The following is a 15,887-nucleotide window of genomic DNA, read 5'->3' as shown; positions in this document are numbered from 1 at the left end:
ACGCGCAATAAGGCGCGCGATGGGACAGATGCTGATTTTCGGGATGGGTTATGCGGCGAGCCACCTCGGGGGCCGCCTCCGCGCGCGCGGCTGGGAGGTGACCGGGACGACGCAGGACGGGCGCGAGGGCAGTATTGCCTTTGCCGACGAGGCCGCGGTGCTCGGCGCGCTGCGCAGCGCGACGCACATATTGTCATCAGTGCCGCCCGCCGAGGGCGCCGACCCGGTGCTCGCGCGCTATGGCGAGGCTGTTGCTCTCGCCCCGGCGGGCTGGGTCGGCTATCTGTCGTCGACCGGCGTCTATGGCGATACGGGTGGCGCGTGGGTCGATGAAAGTGCCGCCATCAAGGGCCGTCGTCCCGACCGCAACGCGGCCGACGCGGCTTGGGGCATGCTGCGCGGCGATGTCCGCACCTTTCGTCTCCCCGGCATCTATGGCCCCGGCCGCTCGATCCTCGATCGCATCGCCGAGGGCCGGGCACATCGGATAGACTTGCCCGAACAGGTTTTCAGCCGCGTCCATGTCGATGACATCGCGGGCGGGGTCATGGCATCGTTCAGGGGATCGGCGGGCGTCTATAATCTGGCCGATGACGAGCCGTGCCATCAGAATGAGTTGGTCGAATGGGGCTGTGCGATGCTCGGCGCGCCGTTGCCGCCGTTGCAATCGCTCGATGACGCGGGCCTTTCTCCCGCCGCGCGCGCCTTCTATGCCGAGAACCGCCGCGTTGCGAATGACAAGGCGAAACGGTTGCTTGGTTGGACGCCACGCTATCCAAGTTTTCGCGATGGGCTGGCCGCCTGCCTGGTCTAATCCGTCACCCCCGCGAAGGCGGGGGTCCCGCTTCTGCGCGGTTGAAAGCGGGATTCCCGCCTTCGCGGGAATGACGGGGAAAGCAGCTAGATCAACACGTCCACCGTATGGATCAGCACGCCGACAAGCCCGCCCACCAGCGTGCCGTTGATGCGGATATATTGCAGGTCGTCGCCGACGGCATTTTCCAGCCGGTCGGTGATCGTCTTGGCGTCCCAGCCACGGATCGTGTCCGACACCAGCCTGAGCGCGGTCTCACCATAGCTGTCGACGACGCCGACCACCGCGCGGCGCGCATAGCGGTTGAGCGTGCGCTTGATCCCCGCATCCTCGCCGAGCATCGCGCCGAACTGGGTGACGAGTTCGCCGATGCGGCCCGCGAGCATCGTGTCGGGGTTGCGCGCGGCCTTGAGCAGCGCGGTGCGCCCCTGCTCCCACAAACCGTCGAGCCAGCGCTTGACCGCCTTGTTTTCGAGCAGCTCGTCGCGAACCTTGGCGACCTTCGCCTTCACTTCAGGATCATGCTGCAGGTCGAGCGCCATTTTGGCGAGTCCTTCCTCGACGCGGATGCGCAGCGGGTGCGTCTCGTCGACCGCCATTTCGCTGAGCAGCTTCGACAGCCCGGCGACGATGCGGTTCGAGATGCTTTCGTCGAGCCCGGTGAAGCGCACGATCGCGTTCGAATTGTCGTGCACCATCTGGTGGATCAGATGCTCGTTGAGTTCGAGCGTCTTCGACCCCCATTTGACCATCGCGTCGAGCAGCGGCTGGTGCCGTCCCTCGGCGAGCGCGGCCTGCAATGCCTGGCCGAGCAAAGGCGCGACGTCGAGTTCGCGGAGGCGATCGGCGATCGCCGATTTGACAATGCCGCCGAGGCGCTGCTGGTCGAGCGCGCCCAAGCCGTCGGCGATGATCCGCGACGCGCCGAGCCGGAGGCGCCCGCCGCCCTCGCCCGGTTCGGACAGGAATTTTCCGACCGCGCCCGCGACATCGACCGTCTGCATCTTGCGCGCGATCAGGCGCGGCAGCAGGAAATTGTTGAGCAGGAAGCGCGCGAGCGTGTCGCCGATCCGGTTCTTGTTACGCGGGATGATCGCGGTGTGCGGGATCGGCAGCCCCATCGGGTGGCGGAACAACGCGGTAACCGCGAACCAGTCGGCAAGCCCGCCAACCATCGCCGCCTCGGCAAAGGCGCGGACAAAACCGATCGCGGGATGGACGTCCTGAAAATATTTCGCGCCGAGGAAAACGAACGCCATGACGATGAGCAGACCCGTCGCGACGACGCGAATGTTCGATCCTCTTGCCGGGATGGCGACGCCAATCGGCCGGGAAAGCGTGCGGTCGGTCATATGAACCAAATGGCGAAATGCCGCAAAGGTTGCAACCGGCGCAGTCGCTTACCGCGCCGGCGCGCTCCCATTATTCCGCCGGTTCGGGCGCGGGCGCGCCGTGCGGCTTGGTATCGTCACCCTTGCGATAGGTCAGCAGGTTGCTCGAGAAGAAGCGGCCGAGGCGCTTTTCGATGCTGTCGGCAAGGCTGAAGCCCGCGGGAACGATCAGCAGCGTCAGCAGCGTCGACAGGATCAGGCCGCCGATCACGACGACGCCCATCGGCGCGCGCCAGGCGCCGTCGCCCGACAGCGACAGCGCGGTCGGCACCATGCCCGCGACCATTGCTACCGTGGTCATCACGATCGGCTGCGCGCGCTTGCGCCCCGCGTCGAGCAGCGCCGCATTCTTCTCGACGCCATGGTCCATTTCCTCGATCGCGAAATCGACGAGCAGGATCGAGTTCTTCGCGACGATGCCGAGCAGCATGAGCAGGCCAATATAAACGGGCATCGAGATTTCCATGCCGGTGATCAACAAGCCGAGCAGGCCGCCCAACGGCGCGAGCAGCAACGACGACATGTTGACCAGCGGCGACAGGAAGCGGCGATAGAGCAGCACCAGGGTCGAGAAGACCAGCAAGAGCCCCGACACCACCGCAATCATGAAGTTCATGATCAGTTCGGCCTGCCACTTCTGATCGCCTTGCACGACCTTGCGAATGCCCTGCGGCATCGTGGTGATCGCGGGCAACGCATCGATCTTTTTCTGCGCTTCGCCGGTCACCAGGCCCGGTGCCAGATCGGCACCGATCACGATGCGCCGCGTCTGGTTATAGCGGCGCAGTTCGGTGGGCCCCGCGCCAAAGCCGATCGAGGCGACCGACTTCAGCGGCACCGTCGTCCCGCGCGCGGTCGGCACAGGCAGATTCTCGATCGTCGCCAGCGCGCGACGCGAATCTTCGGACAGGAGCACGCGGATCGGGATCTGGCGATCGGACAGCGAGAATTTCGCCGCATTCTGGTCGATATCGCCGATCGTCGCGATGCGGATCGTCTGGCTGAGCGCCGACGTGGTCACGCCCAGTTCGGCGGCGAGGTCCATCCGCGGGCTGACGATGATTTCCGGGCGCGGAATATCGCCCTCGATCCGCGGCGAGCGCACTTCCTTGAGCTTTTCCATCTGCGACACGATCAGGCGCGCATGCTTCTCGAGCGCGACCGGATCGTCGCTGCCGATGACCATCGTGATATCGCGGCCGGAAAAGCCGCCCGACTGGCTCTGGAAGGTCACGCGCGCATCGGGGATCGCCGCCATTTGCGGCTGCAGGCTGCGTTCCCATTCGACGCTGGTAACTTCGCGCTTCTTCTTCAGCGTGATATAGACGCCGCCGTCGTTGACGTTGACCTCGTAAAAGGCGTTTGCGACATTCTTGTCCTTCGACAGGATCGCGTTGATCTGGTTCGAGATATGCTCGCTCTGCGCCAGCGTCGAGCCCGGCGGCAATTCATAACGGATCTGGCTGTAGTCGCTGTTGATCGTCGGCTGGAACTGCTGCGGCAGGATCATCAGCAAGGCGACGCTCAACCCCAGCGACAGGAAGCCGATGCCGACAATCCAGACGCGATGGTCGAAAAGGCGGGCATAGGCACGCTGGACCATGAACTTCGCCCAGTTGGTGAAGCCCCATTCGCGCATTCCGATGAGCCATGCGAGGGCGCCGAGCAGGATCGCGATCAGGCTGACGCCGAGATACGTCAGGATCGCATCGACAGGCGTCTTCAGCAGGAAGTACATCGCCGTATTGGGCGCGTCCTGCCCGACCGGGACCGGCTGAAAATAGGCGTAGATCGCATAAAGGACCGACAGACCGGCGAGCACCAGCGGAACCGCCAGATAGGCGAGCTTCGTCCGATGCGCCTCGTACCGCGCGCGCACCGCATGATGCTTTCTGTTGTCGAGCGTCCATTTGAGAAGGCGCTCATAGCGGTCGACCCACGGGCCCGAGGCATGATCCTGCTCGCCCTGCGCCGACAGGAAATAGGCGGCGATCATCGGCGTGATCATGCGCGCGACCGCCAGGCTGACGAGCACAGCGAAGACAACGGTCATGCCGAACTGGATGAAGAACTGCCCCGAAATGCCAGGCATCAGCGCGACGGGCAGGAAGACCGCGACGATCGACATCGTCGTCGCGACAACCGCGAGGCCGATTTCGTCGGCGGCATCGATCGACGCCTGATAGGCGGTTTTGCCCATTCGCATATGCCGGACGATATTCTCGATCTCCACGATCGCATCGTCGACGAGCACGCCGGCGACAAGGCTGAGCGCGAGCAGCGACAGGCTGTTCAACGAAAAGCCCATCATGTCCATGAACCAGAAGGTCGGGATCGCCGACAGCGGGATCGCGAGCGCACTGATCAGCGTCGCGCGCCAGTCGCGCAGGAAGAGGAACACGACGACCACGGCGAGGATCGCGCCTTCGATCATCGCGAGCATCGAGCTGCGATATTGTTCCTTGGTATATTCGGTGCGCGTGAAGAGGATCTTGAATTCGACCTGCGGGTTCGCCTTCTTGATCTCGGCGAGCTTCTTCATCGCCTCGTCGTGGATCGTGACGTCCGAGGCGCCCTTCGCCTTTTCGATCGAGAAGCTCAACACTTGGCGGTTGCCGATCTTCGCGAGGTTGCGCTGTTCGGCGTAGCCGTCGGTCACGGTCGCGACATCGGCGAGGCGGATCGTGCGGCCGCTGCCGATCGATATGCGTGTTTCGCCAAGCTGGAAGGCGTTTTCGGCGTTGCCGAGCACGCGCACCGCCTGCTCCGATCCGGCGATTTCGGTACGCCCGCCCGCGGCATTGACGTTCACCTGGCGCAATTCCTGGTTCACCTGGCTCGCGGTGAGGCCATAGCTTTGCATGCGCGCGGGGTCGAGGATCACGCGGATTTCGCGATTGACCCCGCCCGACCGGCTGACCTTTGCCATGCCCTGGATCGAAAGCAGTTCCTTGGCGATCGTATTGTCGACGAACCAGCTCAATTGTTCGAGCGTCATGTCCGACGTTTCGACGGCGAAATAGGTGATCGGGCCGCCCGCGGCGTCGACGCGGACGACCTGCGGTTCGAGGATGCCGTCGGGCAGGTCGCTGCGGATCTGCTGTACCGCCTGGTTGACGTCGTTATAGGCGCGGTCGATCGGGGTGCCGATCGCGAACTGCACCATCGTCCGGCTGTTGCCCTCGGCGACATAGGACGACAGTTCGTCGACGCCGCTGACCGCGCGCACCGCGGCCTCGACACGCTGGGTGACCTGCGTCTCCAGTTCGGACGGCGCCGCGCCGGGCTGCACCACGACCACCTGGACCATCGGAAATTCGACGTCGGGATTGTCGTTGACGTCCATCCGGTTGAAGCTGACGACACCTGCCAGAAGAAGCAGGATGAACATCACAATCGGCGGCACCGGATTGCGAATGCACCAGGCGGAAATGTTGCGAAAGCTCATGATCAAACGCCCTTGTGCACTGAATCTCTAATGCGCCGCTGGCCGGTTACTGCGACGATTTCTGTACCACCGGCTTCACCTTGTCGCCGGGGTTGAGGAAAGCGCCCGCGAGCGCGACGACCTTTTCGGTGCCGGTAAGCCCCGACGCGATCGACACGCCGCCGTCGGTCACGGTCCCGACCTTCACCGGACGGCGCTGGACCGTGTTATTGGCATCGACCACCAGCACGAAATTGCCTTCGACGCCGCTTTGCACGGCGCTTTCGGGGAGGAGCGGCGCTTCCGCCGTGCCGGCAATCAGGCGCGCGTCGGCAAAGCCGCCCGGACGCAGCGCCTCGCTGTACGGAATCGCGATGCGGACGGTGCCCTGCCGCGTTTCCATGTTGATGACCGGCGACTTCTGCCAAACCTGTCCCGCGATATTCAGGTTGCTGCCCACCGGGGTGATCGTCGCGCGCGTGCCGACATTGACGCGGGCCAGATCGGCCTCGGCCATCTGGGCCAGCATTTCCATCTCGCCGTCGCGCGCCATGCGGAACAGGACCCCGCTGCCGGCGCCGACGATCTGGCCCGGCTCGACGTCACGCGTCAGCACGAGGCCCGCGGCGGGCGCGACGATATTGAGGCGCTCGTTGCGTGCGGTCGCTTCGGCATATTGCGCCTGCGCGACGCGAACGCGTGCGTTGGCGGCGTCGCGGGTCGCGCGCTTGCGATCCATGTCGGCCTTTGAAATGAAGCCGCGCCCGACGAGCGCCTGCGCGCGCTCGAGTTCGGCCTGCGCCAGTTTGGCATCGGCCTGCGCGACGCGGATCGACGCGGCAAGGCTCGCGGCCTGCTGCGCCTGGACCGAGCGGTCGATGACCGCGAGCGTCTGGCCCGCACCGACCCACTGGCCGGGTTCGACAAGGACGCGAAGGACCTGTCCGCCCTCTCCCGCGACGCCGACGGGCATTTCGCGGCGCGCCGCGATCGTGCCGTTGGCGGAGATCGCCGCCTCGACCGAAACGCGGCCTGGAATGATCACGGTGACGTTGGGCGCCGCAGCCGTACCCGCGTCGGCATCGGCAGCCGCCTTGCCGCTCGTGAAGGCATAATAGGTCGCCGCCAGGGCGAGTGCGATCAGCACCAGCGCGACGATCAGCCAGGTGCGCTTGCGGCGGCTGTCGCCCGCGTCTTCATAAAAGCTTTGCGTGCCCGCCAGGCTGTCCATCACATCCACTTTCCGCTCGTAGTTCACGCCGAAAACCCTCCCTGCCTTGCGCGGCATCATGCTGCGGCAGGCGCAGACGCGCCTGTCCCCTCGACCCCGCACGACAGGATCAATCCACTGCGAGGTGTATTACCTAATTAAATCACCACTGGCAAGAGGCGAAACTTCGCCATCCCCCCTGCGCCCCGGATCGCGGCTCATAGGCTTGTCTTCGTTCAATTTCCAGTGCTTACCGCCATGAAAAAGGGCGGCGCGCCCTGCGGCGGCCACCCTTTTCTTCCGGCCGGTCCGAACGGCCAGCCGTTATCGGCAGGCGGTCAGCGGACCCGGCCGCGCCGCACGAGGTTGACGATCCCGAGCAGGATCACCGCGCCGATGAAGGCGGTGAGCAAGGTCATCGGATCAAAGGCGTTGCCGCGCAGATGTCCGCCGCCCAGGAAACTGCCGAACAGCAAGCGGCCGAGGATCGACCCGACACAACCGACGATGATGTTGAGGAAAATGCCTTGCTGCGCGTCGGTGCGCATCACGATACTGGCGAGCCAGCCGATGATGCCGCCCATGATGATAGCGATAATCCAAGTCATAAGATGACCCCCTACGATCGATGTTGGCGCCTGACCCTGCAGGCATCACTTGGTAACCCAAATATTTGATATCGCCTAGCAGAATGGCGGCGGCGCGATCACGCCCGCCGCCACATCGTTCAGCGGACGCTTCCGCGCCGAACCAGATTGACGATGCCCAGCAGCACCACCGCGCCGATGAAGGCCCAGAGCAGCCCGATCGGACTGAAGGCATCGAGGCTCGCGCCCATGCCGAAAAAGCTGCCGAGGAAATTCCCGAGGAACGCGCCGACGATGCCGACGACGACATTTAGGATGATGCCCTGCTGCGCGTCGGTGCGCATGACGATGCTCGCCAACCAGCCGATAATGCCGCCGACGATCAATGTAATGATCAGACCCATGATATTTCCCTTCCTGAACCGGCCGGGCAAGCGCCGATGCCCGGCGATCATGCGAACGTCCGGTCGCGCCCGGACATCGTTTCAACGATGATGAAAGAATGCGGGTCGGGAGCGAAAGGTTCCCGGCCGGCCCGCGTGGGCTCGGCCGGGAAAGTGGGATCGGTTCCTGATCGGGAACGTCTCCGGGTCGCAAGACGCCACTAAGCAGCCGCGTTTGACGCTGATGTGACGAAAGTCACAGGGGTGAAAATAAATGGGATGGGTCCGCGGCACATGCGCGGCCACCATGCGGGCGCTCCGGCCGCCGCATGCGAAATGGGGGCCGACATCGCTGCCAACCCCCACTATCCGGCTTTGCCCCACGTACCTCGCTCCACCTCATCCCGGTCCGCTTCTCTTGCGATCAGCAGCCCGCAAAACGATGCGTTGCGGCGCACGCCGGAACAATCCGGCGACGGTTTGGTCGGCCCCCTTTCGGGGGCCGGCCGCACCTGGAAAGCCCTTCATCATCTCTTCTTGCGTCCGCCGAAGCGGTCGCTGCCCAAGCGATGGACTGCGTTTCCTGTACCCAATCGGGTCCGTATCAACTCGTGGGAATCGCTACGTTCCGTGATCAGGCTACCGGTCGATTTCCTCGCCAATCCGTCCGTTCTCTTCTGGCTAGTCTTGCAACTACCCTTGATGTCCCGGTGGTCTGCGTCTCTGTCGTCCGATGATTTGAAGCTGACATGAAGCTTTCGGGGCGCCAACAAAAAATGCGCGAAAAACCGGCTCGGGCGGCCTGCGCTTGTGGATAAGTCCGGCATTAGCAACAAGCGGATTCGCTGCAGCATTTTTGTAACAGCCCTGCAGCATTTTCGGATTCAAAATCCGAACCGACTCGCGGGCACCGCCATCCAATCGACGTCGATTTTCTTGCCCACGAGTCGCGACTCGGCAAAAAAAGCGGGACCCGGAGGCCCCGCTCTCTTCATGCTCGGTGGACGATCAGCCTTTGACGGTGACCTCGACGCGGCGCGCCGCCGAATTGTCGGTCCCGGTCGTCGTCGCCTCGGCCGGTTTTTCGAGCACGACCTTGTCGGCCGCGAAGCCGAGCTTCTCGAGCGCCGCCTTGACGCTCTGCGCGCGGTTTTTCGACAATTCGGCGTTGGCCGCGGCATTGCCCGTCGGGTCGTTATAGCCCGACACCGCAAGCGTCGCGGCGGGGTTGCTGTCGAGATAGGCTTTCACCGACGATGCCGCGGTTGTCAGGTCGTTCGACACCTCCGATTTGCCGGTGTCGAAATAAACCGTCAGCATCGGCTTGCCCTCGCGGTCGGCCGCGACGACGCCGGCACCCTCGGGGATGGCGGCGACGGGCGCGGCTCCCGTATCGGTGGACGCGACCGTCTCGCTGATCGCCGTCTCGTCGGTGGCCGGGGCAACCGCCGCATCCTGTTTCGAACAATAGCGCAGGCCGAAGAACAGCAGCGCCGCCAGAACGAGCAACAGCAGAAGCCAGGGCAGCCAGCCCATGCCGCCGCTCTTTTCGCTTTCGCCATCACCGCCCGAATAGGCGGTCTGCGGACTTGCCGCCGACGGCGCCGGAGCCGCGGGCGATGCCGCCGGCGGCGGGGCCGCGGCGGCGGGAATGGCCGACGCGCCGGCGAGACCCGCCGCAGCCAGCGGGACGGCCGAGGTCGTGTCATCATCCTTGCCGGAATCGCCGTCCAGCCCGCCGACGGCGGCGAGCCCTGCGGCGGCGCCCGCAGCACCAGCCGCGCCGCCAAAGAGCGTAAGCAGGCCGAAATGCTGCGCGAGGAGATAATAGACGGTGACGCGGTTCTTGGTCCGGTCTTCCTTCATCCGTTCGCCGACCCCGGCGATCGCCGCATCGAGCGTGGCGTCGTCATCGGTCAGCCCCAGTTTTTTCTTGAGGAAGTTTTCGCGGACGCGGTCGGTTTCTTTTGTGTCGGTAAAGGAAACGAGCGAGGAATCGCGGTTTCTGAGAGCGATGCCGAGATATTTGACGATCGCCGACACCACATTTTCGTCGGCGTCCGCGACATATTTCCTGACATCCGCCAGCCAATCTTCTGCCATGCGATTTCCTCCTGCTTAGACGCAAGGGTTCGTCGTCAGACGCTCGCACGGGGGGCGAGACTCGCGTCTTAGGAGGCGGAACTTATATCATTTTCCGCGAAAGCAAACATCGCGGCGGGAAATCGGGGCTATCGCTTGCCGAGATCGCCCTTGCCGATCGTGCCCGACGCCATTTCGAGCATCCGGTCGAGGCTCTTGCGCGCAGCGAGGCGGAGGCCCTCTTCCATCTCGATCTGCGGCTTCAAATCGCGCAGCGCGATGTAGAGCTTCTCCATCGTGTTGAGCGCCATGTACGGGCAGATGTTGCAGTTACAGTTGCCGTCGGCCCCCGGCGCACCGATGAACTTCTTCTCGGGCAGCGCGAGTTCCATCTGGTGGATGATGTGCGGCTCGGTCGCGACGATCAGCGTGTCGCCGGGGAAGCTCTTGGCGAACTGCAGGATGCCGCTCGTCGAACCGACATAGTCGGCATGGTCAACGATATGCGGCGGGCATTCGGGGTGCGCCGCGACCGGGGCACCCGGATGCTGCGCCTTCAATTTGATCAGCTCGGTTTCGCTGAACGCCTCATGGACGATGCACACGCCCGGCCACAGCAACATTTCGCGCCCGAACTTGCGGTTGAGATAGCCGCCAAGGTGACGGTCGGGGCCGAAGATGATCGGCTGACTCTCGGGGATCTGGCTGATGATCGTCTCGGCGCTCGACGAGGTGACGATGATGTCGCTGAGCGCTTTCACCGCCGCCGAGCAGTTGATGTAGGTCAGCGCGATATGGTCGGGATGCTTTTCGCGAAAGCGCTTGAACTGTTCGGGCGGACAGCTGTCCTCGAGGCTGCATCCCGCGTCCATATCGGGCAGGATCACGATCTTTTCGGGGCTGAGGATCTTCGCGGTCTCGGCCATGAACTTGACGCCGCAGAAAGCGATGACATCGGCGTCGGTGTCGGCGGCCTTGCGCGACAGCTCAAGCGAATCGCCGACGAAATCGGCGAGGTCCTGAATCTCAGGCTTCTGGTAATAATGCGCGAGGATGACGGCATTGCGCTCCTTGCGCAGGCGCTCGATTTCGGCGCGCAGGTCGAGGCCCGAGAGATTCTCGCGAATGGGAGCAGTCATCGCTTTTCCTTATATGGCTTTAGCCTTGGCGCACCCCCTACACCGCCGCCCGCGACAGGGCAATTCGGCTATCAACCGGCAAGCCGCTCCGCGAGCGCGATGACAGGGGGCGTCATCGCCAAAAGATAGATGGTGATGCGCACCGCGATGACAATCGCCGCGATCGCTTTTGTCGCGGGATGGATGCGGCCCAGCATTCGCCGGTCGTACAGCGCGATGATGCCGACAACGCCCAGCTGGATTAGCCCGATCGGAATGTCCGACCAGCCGATCATCAGCGGCATCGGCAATATCCGGCCGAGCGCTGGTTCGAGAATGACGATCGTCGCCCCGATCATCAGCCGCCGGTGCCACGCGGTCGTATGGCGCCGCCGGATCGCCGCCCACACCATCAGACCAAAGACCAGCGATTCCACAGTCGTGAGCGCGAAGAAATAAGGCGGCGTGAAGAAGGGCGGAAAGCGGTTCAGCACCAGCGACGCGAGGCCGGTGAAGATGCCGAGGCCGGTGATGAACAGCGCGAGCCCCGCGCCGATCCACCCAAGCCGCCGGTGCAGCGCGAGATTATCGCGCGAGACGAGCGTCGGCTGAACGATCAGCAGCGCCAGCCATGCCAGCATCGCCACCCCGTGCAGATGCACCCAGAAGGGCGCCGCGACCGGATCGACGAAGCCCCTCAGCGCGAATTGCAGAAAACCGAAGACGATAAAAATCGCGAGGCCGATCGCCATGCGATGCCAGAAAAGTTCGGCGCGCGCGGCGCCCCCCGCGGTACTAGCCATGCCTGTCCCCCTGCCCGACCGGGAGCGAGAATAGCGCAGCCTCGAAACTACCGAAAGCGGGGATTTACCCAGATGGCGCGTCGGCGAAGCGCGCGGTTACCTTGGCATCGATCCCCGCGGCTTTCAGCGGCATTGCAAAGCTCTGCTCGACCGCGGTGCGCGCCGCACCCTGCGCGAGGCGCATCGGTGTCGCGCCCTTGGCCTGCGCGATCAGTTCCTCCTGCGCGCGCTTGCGGTTCGCGGCGTCGAGCGTGCGTTCAGCGTCGGTCAGCGTCAGCAAGATCTCGCCGTCGCGATATTCGCTGATCGCGTCGATATCGATCTCGGGGCCCGCGAGCCGCAACGGCGGCAGCGTGACGGTGAGCGCGTTGGTCGCTGCATCCCAGTCGAGGTCGGATTGCTTCAATTTGCCGAGGTCGAGTTCGTAGCGGACCGTGCCCGGCATGATCAGCGTCTTCTTGGCGCTCAGCCCCAGCCGGCTCTGCGTCGAGGTTACGACGGCGACATAACGCGCGGTAAAGGGCACGAGCACATTCTGTTCCTGCAGGCCCTGCAGGCTCGCGGCGACGACGGTTTCGGGATCATAGCCCTTTTGCCAGTCCTGCCACGCCGCGACCGCCCACCAGACGGCGACGAGCAGCAGCGCCGCGGCGGCAAGCAGGATCAGGCGGGGCGCAAGGCGCGCTGGGGAAGCAGAGGTCATTCAGGCAAGTTCCCATTCTTCGTCATGCGCACGCACGATCCCGCGCGTCCGAAGGTCGATCAGGTGCGCGAGCACCGAGCGGCCGGCGGCGCCATTGAGCCGCGGGTCGAGTCCCTTGTACATATGCTTGACCATGTCGGGGATCACGCTCGTCCCCTTTTCGAGTTCGCGCAAAATCTGCCGCTCGCGCTGCTTGCGGTGGCCGAGCATGCCGCGCACCAGCTGCCGCGGCTTGGTCACCGCGGGGCCGTGCGCGGGATAATAGACACGATCCTCGCGGTCATAGAGCTTCGACAGGCTCGCCATATAGGCGGCCATATCGCCGTCGGGCGGGCTGACGACGCTCGTCGACCAAGCCATGACATGATCGCCGGTGAACAGCGCGCCGCTTTCGACGAGGCCGAAGCAGAGATGGTTCGAGGTGTGGCCGGGGGTCGCAACGGCTTCGAGGGTCCAGCCGTCGCCCGAAATGCGCTCGCCGTCGGTGAGCACGCGGTCGGGGGAATAATCGGGGTCGAACGCCGAATCAGCGCGCGGCCCGTCGTCGGACAGCGCCAGCGGCGCGCAACCGATGATCGGCGCGCCCGTCGCTTCTTTCAGCGGCGCCGCGGCGGGCGAATGATCGCGGTGCGTATGCGTGCAAAGGATCGCGGCGACGCGCTGGCCTTCGGTCGCGCGCAGGATCGCGTCGACATGACCGGTGCCGTTGATGTCTGCAGGATCGCCGATGCTGAGCCCCGAGCCCGTCGGACCCGGATCGATCACCGCAACGTCGCTGCCCGCCCCGACGATCCACGTCTGCGTGCCGGTAAAGGTATAGGGCGACGGATTGGGCGCGAGCACGCGGCGCACCAGCGGCTCATGCTGTTCGCACTCGCCGGCGCGGATGCTGTCGGGCCAGGGCTTTTCTTCGCTCATGCCGCCCATGTGGCATCGCGCACCGCGAAGGAAAAGGGATGGGTGCGAAAAAGCGCACGTGAAAAAGGGAGCAGCATGCGCCGCCCCCTTTCCCCGCCCCTGCCGCCGACCCCACCGGGGAGTAAGGGTCGGCGTCGAAGCTGCTCGGGCTCAGTGGCCCGATTTCTCGATCTCGGCGATCGCCTTTTCGAGGTCGGCGGCGACCTTGGCGCGCATGTCTTCGGACAGGCCGCGCGCGCGTTCGCCATCGGCAAAGGCCTCGCGTGCCTTCTTCAGCGCCGAGAGCCGCGCCGCTTTGGCTTCGGGTCCGTCGCTGCACGCGAACATCATCACGTGGCTGCGCTTGTTGCCGCTATTTTCGTCGCGGTTGACGATCGGCGCCGCCTTGCCGTCACCGCATTTGCCCAGGACCATCGCCTTGCCGTGAGTGCTCCAGGTGCCGTGCATTGGGGGCATGGGCGGCATCGGGTGCATCGGGGCCATCACGGTGCGGATACGTTCCTTGCGCTTCGCCTCGAGCTTGTCGGCGATCGCTTCGGCGCGCTTGCCGGTGATGCCCTGTTCCTTCAGCGTCGCGATGACATCGTCGCGCGACAGACCGCCGGGGGACCGGATTTCGATGCGGCGCATCTTGTCCTTGCCGTCGGCTAGTGCCTTGCCTTCGCTGTCGCCGTCGCGGCGGATGACGATGCGGTGCACCTCGCGCTTCTTCTTGCCGTCGTCGGTCGCGGCGTCGTCGCTATGCTCGGTGAAGACCATCGTGCCGGGCGCGTCGGGCGCCTCGGGCGGCAGCGGCGGTTCGGGGGGTGCCGGCGGCGCGGGCGGTTCGCCGAGATCGGCGGTCTGCGCCTTCGCCACGACGATCCCCGCGGGGACGAGCGTCGCGGTCGCGCCGAGCACGGCGAGCGTCGCGCTGCCGATCAGCAACCGGCCGACAAGACCGCGCTTCTTTGAAATATCCCCTTGCGTCAACATCGTCAGCCTCTCCTGCAGATTATCGTGGACCGCCATCGGCGCGGCGAGCGACAGGCGCGGCCCGACCGCCGCCTTGACGATCGCGGTCGCATAACGCGCGGTCCGCTCGCGCCGCTCGTCGCAATGGGTCATCGTCAGCACGCGCGCATCGCACGCCGCCTCCTGATCGAAACGAAAGGCACGGATCGCGCGCCAGGCGAAGGGGTTGAACCATTGGGCGGCGAGCAACACGAGCGCCGCGCTGTTCGCCCACAAATCGCCGTGGCGGTGGTGCGACAGCTCATGATCGATCGCGAGCGCACGCTCTTCGGCGACATAGCGCGCGAAGAAATCGTGCGGGACGGCGACATAGCGCTGCCACAGGCCGAAAGCTACCGGACCGTCGACCGCATCGGACATCACCAGCCGGATATTGCCGATCGGCTCGAGCTCGACCGCCTCGCCCAGCACCGCGCGGCGGAACCGCCGATGCGACACCATCGCGGTCACGATAACGGCGATCATGCCCGCCGCCCACAGCGCGAAGAAGAGTGGCACCAGCTCGACGAGCGTCCAGAGCGGTTCGGCTGCAGCGGGCGCTGCGACGGGCAGGCCAACGGGCACCATCACCGCCATGTCGGCCGCAGGCTCGGGCATGATAACCACCGGATCGGCAAACGGCAGCGGCGGTAGCACCAGCCGCAGCGCGGGCACCGCCCACAAAGCATAGGTCAGCCGCGGGCCGAAATGGCGCGCAAAGGGTTTGCGGACGATCAGGATCAAGAGGACGAGAAGGCCCGTGGTCACGAGCGTATCGGCCCACGCCTGGAGCAGCACCGCGGCGCTCACGACTTCAGCCTCTTGAGCAGCGCCTCGATTTCGGCGATGTCGGTGTCGGTCAGCGCCTCGCGGTCGGCGAGATGCGCGATTAGCGGGCTGACGCGCCCGCCGAACAGCCGATCGACGAAGCGCTGCGATTCCTCGCCGACGGCGTCGGCGCGTTCGATCGCGGGACTATAGAGATAGCGTCGGCCGTCGGCTTCCGCCGTCACCGCGCCCTTCTGGACAAGCCGCGCGAGCAAGGTCTTCACCGTCGCCTGCGTCCAGCCGTTGATCTTGCCGATGCGCGAGGTCAGGTCCGCGGCGGTCTGGGGGGCTTTTTCCCACAGCGCCGACAGCACCTGCATCTCCGAATCGCTTGCTCGTTCTGCCATGCGGACCCCTCCCATTGGCGTCTTCGTCACCGATGCGACTACAAATGTAGTCAAAGGGCTGAACGCTTCCTGAACAAAGATGAACGGATCCGCCTTCGCGGGATGACGGGAGGAAACACGGCGAAGTGTCGGGATTCTTGACAGTGCGCGATCCCGGTAAGGAATCGCTAACCAGCGTCTCGCGCCGGATTCCGCAAATGCCGAAAATTGGCACGGCAATTGTATAGTATCCAAATGTTCCCGAGTGTTCCGCTCAAATGGAGCGGTGGGGGGCATCAGTCTG

13 protein-coding genes are annotated in these 15,887 nt (G+C 64.8%); 1 reads left to right on the top strand and 12 read right to left on the bottom strand.

What is annotated here, in order from left to right; all coding sequences use genetic code 11:
* The first annotated feature begins 19 nt into the window (after positions 1–19).
* On the top strand, positions 20–814 hold the full coding sequence (locus tag J2X38_RS04980; protein WP_310251872.1) for an SDR family NAD(P)-dependent oxidoreductase: 795 nt from the start codon (positions 20–22) through the stop codon (positions 812–814).
* Positions 815–900: 86 nt separating this feature from the next.
* On the opposite strand, the gene J2X38_RS04975 is transcribed toward J2X38_RS04980, so the two are convergent.
* The 12 genes from J2X38_RS04975 to J2X38_RS04920 form a co-directional block, all read right to left on the bottom strand.
* Positions 901–2,166, bottom strand: coding sequence for a DUF445 domain-containing protein (locus J2X38_RS04975; RefSeq protein WP_310251870.1), 1,266 nt, complete (start codon positions 2,164–2,166; stop codon positions 901–903).
* Positions 2,167–2,236: 70 nt separating this feature from the next.
* Positions 2,237–5,653, bottom strand: coding sequence for an efflux RND transporter permease subunit (locus J2X38_RS04970; protein WP_310251868.1), 3,417 nt, complete (start codon positions 5,651–5,653; stop codon positions 2,237–2,239).
* A gap of 46 nt (positions 5,654–5,699) precedes the next feature.
* On the bottom strand, positions 5,700–6,890 hold the full coding sequence (locus tag J2X38_RS04965; protein WP_082639653.1) for an efflux RND transporter periplasmic adaptor subunit: 1,191 nt from the start codon (positions 6,888–6,890) through the stop codon (positions 5,700–5,702).
* 290 nt (positions 6,891–7,180) lie between these two features.
* Positions 7,181–7,450, bottom strand: coding sequence for a GlsB/YeaQ/YmgE family stress response membrane protein (locus tag J2X38_RS04960; RefSeq protein ID WP_058536732.1), 270 nt, complete (start codon positions 7,448–7,450; stop codon positions 7,181–7,183).
* Between the two features lie 119 nt (positions 7,451–7,569).
* Complete coding sequence (locus J2X38_RS04955; RefSeq protein WP_058536733.1) at positions 7,570–7,833, bottom strand: GlsB/YeaQ/YmgE family stress response membrane protein; 264 nt, start codon at positions 7,831–7,833, stop codon at positions 7,570–7,572.
* 987 nt (positions 7,834–8,820) lie between these two features.
* A complete protein-coding gene (locus J2X38_RS04950) occupies positions 8,821–9,915 on the bottom strand; it encodes a DUF2853 family protein (protein ID WP_310251864.1) in 1,095 nt (364 codons plus the stop codon).
* 128 nt (positions 9,916–10,043) lie between these two features.
* On the bottom strand, positions 10,044–11,033 hold the full coding sequence (gene nadA / locus J2X38_RS04945) for a quinolinate synthase NadA (RefSeq protein WP_310251862.1): 990 nt from the start codon (positions 11,031–11,033) through the stop codon (positions 10,044–10,046).
* A 71-nt stretch (positions 11,034–11,104) separates the two neighbouring features.
* Positions 11,105–11,815, bottom strand: coding sequence for an adenylate cyclase (locus J2X38_RS04940; protein WP_310251860.1), 711 nt, complete (start codon positions 11,813–11,815; stop codon positions 11,105–11,107).
* Between the two features lie 64 nt (positions 11,816–11,879).
* On the bottom strand, positions 11,880–12,518 hold the full coding sequence (locus J2X38_RS04935; protein ID WP_058536736.1) for a DUF4230 domain-containing protein: 639 nt from the start codon (positions 12,516–12,518) through the stop codon (positions 11,880–11,882).
* Entirely contained in the window at positions 12,519–13,436 is a 918-nt protein-coding gene (locus J2X38_RS04930) for an MBL fold metallo-hydrolase (protein ID WP_310251858.1), read from the bottom strand.
* Between the two features lie 150 nt (positions 13,437–13,586).
* Positions 13,587–15,239, bottom strand: a complete 1,653-nt coding sequence (locus J2X38_RS04925; protein WP_310251857.1) for a M56 family metallopeptidase — start codon at positions 15,237–15,239, stop codon at positions 13,587–13,589.
* Positions 15,236–15,604 carry a BlaI/MecI/CopY family transcriptional regulator gene (locus J2X38_RS04920; RefSeq protein WP_058536738.1) on the bottom strand — a complete coding sequence of 123 codons (369 nt, stop codon included), beginning with the start codon at positions 15,602–15,604 and terminating at the stop codon, positions 15,236–15,238. The genes J2X38_RS04925 and J2X38_RS04920 overlap by 4 nt, the downstream gene beginning before the upstream one ends.
* Positions 15,605–15,887: the final 283 nt, after the last annotated feature.

Origin of the sequence: Sphingopyxis sp. BE235, from assembly GCF_031457175.1 — a bacterium.
Lineage (GTDB): Bacteria > Pseudomonadota > Alphaproteobacteria > Sphingomonadales > Sphingomonadaceae > Sphingopyxis.
This window is presented reverse-complemented; position numbering and strand designations above follow the sequence as displayed.

Excerpts from the sequence above, each read along its gene's own strand:
- J2X38_RS04980 (WP_310251872.1), top strand. The coding sequence starts at position 20 with ATGGGACAGATGCTGATTTTCGGGATGGGTTATGCGGCGAGCCACCTC.
- J2X38_RS04975 (WP_310251870.1), bottom strand. The coding sequence starts at position 2,166 with ATGACCGACCGCACGCTTTCCCGGCCGATTGGCGTCGCCATCCCGGCA.
- J2X38_RS04970 (WP_310251868.1), bottom strand. The coding sequence starts at position 5,653 with ATGAGCTTTCGCAACATTTCCGCCTGGTGCATTCGCAATCCGGTGCCG.
- J2X38_RS04960 (WP_058536732.1), bottom strand. The coding sequence starts at position 7,450 with ATGACTTGGATTATCGCTATCATCATGGGCGGCATCATCGGCTGGCTC.
- J2X38_RS04955 (WP_058536733.1), bottom strand. The coding sequence starts at position 7,833 with ATGGGTCTGATCATTACATTGATCGTCGGCGGCATTATCGGCTGGTTG.
- J2X38_RS04950 (WP_310251864.1), bottom strand. The coding sequence starts at position 9,915 with ATGGCAGAAGATTGGCTGGCGGATGTCAGGAAATATGTCGCGGACGCC.
- nadA (WP_310251862.1), bottom strand. The coding sequence starts at position 11,033 with ATGACTGCTCCCATTCGCGAGAATCTCTCGGGCCTCGACCTGCGCGCC.
- J2X38_RS04940 (WP_310251860.1), bottom strand. The coding sequence starts at position 11,815 with ATGGCTAGTACCGCGGGGGGCGCCGCGCGCGCCGAACTTTTCTGGCAT.
- J2X38_RS04935 (WP_058536736.1), bottom strand. The coding sequence starts at position 12,518 with ATGACCTCTGCTTCCCCAGCGCGCCTTGCGCCCCGCCTGATCCTGCTT.
- J2X38_RS04930 (WP_310251858.1), bottom strand. The coding sequence starts at position 13,436 with ATGAGCGAAGAAAAGCCCTGGCCCGACAGCATCCGCGCCGGCGAGTGC.
- J2X38_RS04920 (WP_058536738.1), bottom strand. The coding sequence starts at position 15,604 with ATGGCAGAACGAGCAAGCGATTCGGAGATGCAGGTGCTGTCGGCGCTG.